A 5523-nucleotide genomic window follows, 5' to 3' on the forward strand; every position below is an offset into this window, starting at 1 on the left:
GAATAAGGCTGTTTGCATTTCCTTGCAAAAGCTACAGTTTCCCAGAACGATAATCAGGGCAGCAGAGCTGTTGCACCCGACCCACGAAAGTAAGAAAGTAGCAAGAAAAGAAAGTAGCGAGAAAAATATGCCTGTCATGAAACATTTATTATCACTACCGTCATTAGCCCTTTCCATGACTTTGTTGGGTCTTGGCAGCCTCAATCTGAATGCTTTTGCAGCAGAAGCCGGTGACTCGATTGCAGTACCCGTTGGCAGTCAGTCGGCTGAACTTCGCAGCACGGTTCTGTTGCCGGAAAGAGGTCAAAGCATGGAGTCCGTCAGGGATCGTCTGGGATCACCTGAAGTCTCTGAAACGGTCGGAAAACCTGCTATTACCAAGTGGCAATACCAGGACATGACCGTTTATTTTGAAGATAAAACGGTTCTGCGAGCGGTTGTGCACCCCAACTTCCAAAAAGCCGAGCCAACCGCTGTTGCCACTGAATCGTCAGTTAGACAGCCGTGAGCTGACGAACAGCCATGAGCTAACAGATGCCTTGAGGAATTTATAAAATTCGGGGAGTATCAGCTCCCTTATGGATCCATACCCGATTCAACAGCACGTTGTTGGGCCTGCTTAAAATCGTCGCCCATGAGCGCAAGCGCGTTCATACGAAACTCCTCAAATGTAACTTGTTGGCCATCCGGTTGATCTGGAGGAAATATCATTTTCAAAGTTTCAATTTTTTCCTCAGGGGTTTTATCACCAAAAGTAAGATCATGGAAAGCGGAGACCAGCTTCTTATTTTCCAGCATGTTTTTGTAGCCGTCGTGATCAACAAATAATTGTTGATCACCATTAATACTTTCCTTAATACTGAAAAACTTACTTTTGAATAATCCATACGGCATTACTTCAATATTAAAGCCCGAACCGTATCTTTGATTATTTTCTGAGAAGGGTGCTTCTTCCAATTGATTATAGAGATATTCTGCTATTGGTTGTAATGCTTCGGGATAGAGCTGAAAATGTTCAATATCGAGCGAAACCCAATAAATGAGACACTCTTCATTTTTATCGACCGTTTTAAGTGCTCTATCAATAGCATTATCCACCTTTACAAAAAGGTTCGGATACAATGATTCAAGTGCCTGAATATCCCGCTCTTCCAGGGTACGTTCACAGCGATATCCCATGGAAGAATCGCAGATATAATAAAAATCTGCATCATCAGCTATTTTTCTGTTTACTTTCGGTTCTACTTCCGCAGCGGCAACGGGCGAATAAGGAGAGCTGGCGTTGCCTGAAGAAGCGCAGAGTGCAGAGTTGTCCACACCCATTGGTTGTGCCGAGAAGCTCTGGCTTTCAGTAGATAAGCGTTCTCGGGGCGAAAATCTGGCATCCATAAAACAATTTCCTAATGATTTACCTGACTTATTGGAATTAAACAATCCAGTAGTTAAGCATTTGCTTCCACATAAAGCATTAACCAGTTAGTCAGTACAGGTAACACTGGATTCAAACAATAAGTACACTCGATGGGGGCAAGGGGAAATTGTTTCCGGCCAAGTTATCCCTGCATCGAAAAAAAATCACGCCATCAATAATGGCAGTATTAATGCCCCGTTGATCAATGGGCAGTTTGAATGACCGGGTCAGACAGAGAACGTTTTTTGCACTACGTTTTCTGTTTCTGTCGTTAAGTTGACCAGCATCAAGGATGGTAACGCTCTGATTTTTTTCCTGACAGGCTGCAGTATGTGCTCTTCCTGCAGGGTCATGAATTGCCAATTCGCCATTGCTATCACATCCTGCCAGTGTTGCCCAATGCCCCGAGATTCGTTTGTATTCAGCGGTGTTCTCATCGTAAACGTAAAAACCGATATTCAGCCAGGCCCCGTCTGATATCCCGATATTTTCAATGATTTGCTGTTGATTCGGTGGCTGCCTGGAATGTATATGGTTAAACGATGATTTGGCAGAAGCATACTCAGCCCGCCAGCCGTAGTAACGAATGTCTGGTGTCAGCTGATAATTTTTTTCCATAAACGAACGGACACCGGCCATCAGCTCAATAGGACCGATACCGTTTTCAACATTCTCATTCATACCAAACGCTTCAGCCAGTCTGATTACCAGGGCATGCTGATGTTCAAGTCCGGTAATGCCCAGCAATGGCGCCAGAGTATTGGCCACTGAGGTAGGGCCACAGATATGCCTGGACTGGAAGTTTTGCCCGTCAGTATTGATGTCATTTTGACAGAGATTGGCAGGCACGCTGGGAAAGTTTACCGCCGCTGTCGCAGATCTTTGGGTAATGGGTGTTTCAGGAAATGAGGTTTTGTAAGTTTTACTGCCGATGATGTTATTGCTTTGATGGCTAACCACTTCTGAACTCGTGTCTTTCTGGCCCGGTTTTATGTGCAATCCGTTAGTAACGTTCACAGTACTCATCAAACTATTCATATACAAAACCCCCTTTGGTTTACGGAATTCCTTTCCGATTCATAATTTATTTGACCGCATAATCACTAAATGGTTCCACAGACCTAATCATTGCACTGTACAACAACTCTTATTTATTCTTCTTTTCAATGAAGAATAGATTTGTACAGGTAAACTTTTGTAATGACGAACAAGATCTTCCGCATTCCAGCTAAAGCTGCCTTGATATTCATTATTTAAATAAAAAACTTCATGGTTTTGATTTTCAAAATAACCGACAATGCTGTTGTAGGGTAACGGGTCCTCGAAGCACACTTCATAACATGGTGCCTCACCTGCTCGAAAATAATCAGGATCAAGACCTCGAATGTTGTCCATTTTCGTGTCAATCATGTATTGATATTTCTTCAAGTCTTGACTCAAAAAGCCATTATTCCAACTCACTGATTGAGACGTAGCAACAATACCGGTGGTCTGATTAGATACAACGGGATTTAAATCAAAAAGTCCGGTATACTCAATCACCTCAGAAACCAAAACTCGATGATTCTTATCTCTTGGTATGCGAGGATAAAACCCTCCAGCTTCTTTGATTTCTACTAATGGTCTTGAATCGTAACGATATACCAGACCACGGAAATAGTTTTGTTTCACTTTCCTTTTTGAACCATCATTCAATTTTAATGAAAAACCCATCAGCTTCTCGTCGCCGACAATTCGACAGTCCAACTGATTAAACTTTGCCTCATCAACCTTAATTTTTGAAACCAAGCCAGTTGTTTCAGGCATAGCCCAACTTGTGCTGCCAGATGATGTCGCTTCCATTGAATAAGCCTCCCTTCTTATTTATCCAGATAAACTGAAAGATTAAAAAAATCATCAGCTACAATGACTCTTTACAGCGTTCAGGTAAATCACAAAAACGCCTGATCACTTTCAGTCAGTTCCCCTGATTGGAGTATTCACACCACAGAAAGTTCCCGACAGAAAACGAAACCAGAAACCATTGAAAAAAACGACCTTCACTGAACAGTCGCCTCTTCATAACACCAAAATGTCAGAGCAATCAGGCTGTTGCCGGTTTCACCTGACTTTTTTCTACCGGGTTCATCAATCTGTTCAGTTTAGGCGCCGTCACAAACATGATTACGGCTACCACCGCTGAAATCAGGCCCATGACTTCAAAGAAATGGCTGTAGATCGGCAGAGTATCCAATGCGGTCGCTGACTGACCAGAAGCCACAGTGGTTAAGCCCGCTACATAACCAGCCACTACTGAGGCTGCCGAAGTCGTCAGGAACCAGGCCCCCATAATGAAACCATGCATGCGCTCAGGCACCAGCTGAGCTACCATCGCCAGACCAAGACCACTGATCAGCAGTTCCCCCAGCGCCTGAGCCAGGTAAGTACCAACAATCCAGCCCGGCGCAACCAGCCCCTCGGCACTGGCAAACCGGGCAGCCAGAGGAATCAGCAAGAAGCTCACTGATGTCAGGGCCATACCCATGGCAAACTTGACCGGCATACTCATGGCTTTTCCGGTCACACCAGTACGGTTGTAAATGTAAGCCAATATCGGGCTGGCCACCATGATCCAGAATGGGTTAAGAGACTGGAAGGATAACGGGTTAACTTCAAAACCAAAAATAACATGCTCAACGTTATGAATGGTGAAGAAGTTGAGGGAGGTCGGCATCTGGTAGTACATTACCCAGAAGACAATCGCTTCCAGCATCAATATCAGAGCAACAATCATCTTGCCACGCTCAACACCGGCAGAACCCAGAATTTCTTTCAGGAAGATCACTACCACACCGCTCCCGACCATCGCCAACAGGACATTGGCAATAACCAGATGGTTCAGAACAAAGGCACAGGCAAAACACGCAGCAATAACACCGACAAAAACCAGTCCAAACTTCCTGTAGTTCAGAGGTTTAAAGTCAGGCTCAGAGCCATAACCGGCTACCCAGTGGCGAATGATGAAATAGTTAGCCAGAGCCACCAACAGTCCCAATGCGCTGACTATGAAGCCCACGTTCCAGCCGAAATGGTCCGCCACATAAGGTACAGTCAGCATAGAAATAAAGGAGCCTATATTGATCGCCATGTAGTACATGGTGAAGGCGCCATCCAGACGACTATCACCTTCTTTATAACACTTGGCCAGAAGGCTGGAAGGATTCGCCTTGAACAGGCCATTACCCACTGCGACAGTGGCCAGGGCAAGATAAACCATCTGCATGTCGTTGCCCGCTGCGGCCATGATGGCATAGCCAGTCATCAACACCAGGGCACCGAACACTATGGTCCGCTTGGTACCCAATACCTTGTCGCCCAGGAAACCACCAAGCGCTACCAGGCCGTAGACCAGAGCATTAAAGGCACCAAAGATAATAAACGACTCAGACTCCGGAACATCCAGTTCACGAACCAGATAGACGGCCAGAATAGCCTGAAGTCCGTAGTAGCCAAAACGCTCCCATAGCTCTAGAAAAAAGATCATATAAAACGGCCTGGGCTGTTTCAGAACGTTTAAAGACTGTTGCATATAAAAACTATCCTTTAACTCCGATGTTCGTCAGTCAATGTCTGTATTTCAGGTATTGTTCGATCTTCCTGATCGAGGAACCTCAAGCGCAATAAGCTCGACAGACTCCGGAGACGGGAGAAATTTCAATAAACTTAAACAAACATTTTCTGTTATTAATAAACTTATTGAGAGCTCTCACTTTGAATTTTTGGCAGGTCAGTACAAAGACCTTTTTTAATTAAGTCTTATTAAAAACGTTTCCAATAGCGGTAATTTTCACAGCCAGACAAGTAGATACCGGTGAACCGGACAGGACTGATGCCTAAATATTAGTGCCATTTACTTTTTTCATAATGATCCAGCTTCGACGAATCCGTTTTCTGCGGTGAAAATCACCCTCACAGAGCACCCAGCGATAAGTCAATCACAAACTGTTTACTGTCAATCCCGGAAATTGTTGTGTCTGCAGCTGCCACCTGAACCGGCCACATTTTGACCCACAACCAGCATTACATCGGTGCCATCTCCATAATGATCAAAGGGACACTGCAATATGTTGGCA

The 5523-nt window shown here is 44.6% G+C and carries 5 protein-coding genes; 1 reads left to right on the top strand and 4 read right to left on the bottom strand.

Going from position 1 to position 5523, the window contains the following annotated elements; translation table 11 throughout:
- On the top strand, nucleotides 1-508 hold a 508-nt coding region (locus KDK17_RS15415), incomplete at its 5' end, for a hypothetical protein (RefSeq protein ID WP_257288457.1).
- A 68-nt stretch (nucleotides 509-576) separates the two neighbouring features.
- On the opposite strand, the gene KDK17_RS15420 is transcribed toward KDK17_RS15415, so the two are convergent.
- The 4 genes from KDK17_RS15420 to KDK17_RS15435 form a co-directional block, all read right to left on the bottom strand.
- Nucleotides 577-1389 carry a hypothetical protein gene (locus tag KDK17_RS15420; protein WP_257274189.1) on the bottom strand — a complete coding sequence of 271 codons (813 nt, stop codon included), beginning with the start codon at nucleotides 1387-1389 and terminating at the stop codon, nucleotides 577-579.
- Nucleotides 1390-1501: 112 nt separating this feature from the next.
- Nucleotides 1502-2449: a hypothetical protein gene (locus KDK17_RS15425; protein WP_257274188.1), complete on the bottom strand. Its 948-nt coding sequence runs from the start codon at nucleotides 2447-2449 to the stop codon at nucleotides 1502-1504.
- 87 nt (nucleotides 2450-2536) lie between these two features.
- On the bottom strand, nucleotides 2537-3253 hold the full coding sequence (locus KDK17_RS15430; protein WP_257274187.1) for a hypothetical protein: 717 nt from the start codon (nucleotides 3251-3253) through the stop codon (nucleotides 2537-2539).
- Nucleotides 3254-3494: 241 nt separating this feature from the next.
- Entirely contained in the window at nucleotides 3495-4979 is a 1485-nt protein-coding gene (locus KDK17_RS15435) for an oligopeptide:H+ symporter (protein WP_257274186.1), read from the bottom strand.
- Nucleotides 4980-5523 lie beyond the last annotated feature (544 nt).

The sequence above is a fragment of the Endozoicomonas sp. SESOKO2 genome (genome assembly GCF_024606245.1).
Taxonomy (GTDB): Bacteria; Pseudomonadota; Gammaproteobacteria; order Pseudomonadales; family Endozoicomonadaceae; genus Endozoicomonas_A.

Excerpts from the sequence above, each read along its gene's own strand:
- KDK17_RS15420 (WP_257274189.1), bottom strand. The coding sequence starts at position 1,389 with ATGGATGCCAGATTTTCGCCCCGAGAACGCTTATCTACTGAAAGCCAG.
- KDK17_RS15425 (WP_257274188.1), bottom strand. The coding sequence starts at position 2,449 with ATGAATAGTTTGATGAGTACTGTGAACGTTACTAACGGATTGCACATA.
- KDK17_RS15430 (WP_257274187.1), bottom strand. The coding sequence starts at position 3,253 with ATGGAAGCGACATCATCTGGCAGCACAAGTTGGGCTATGCCTGAAACA.
- KDK17_RS15435 (WP_257274186.1), bottom strand. The coding sequence starts at position 4,979 with ATGCAACAGTCTTTAAACGTTCTGAAACAGCCCAGGCCGTTTTATATG.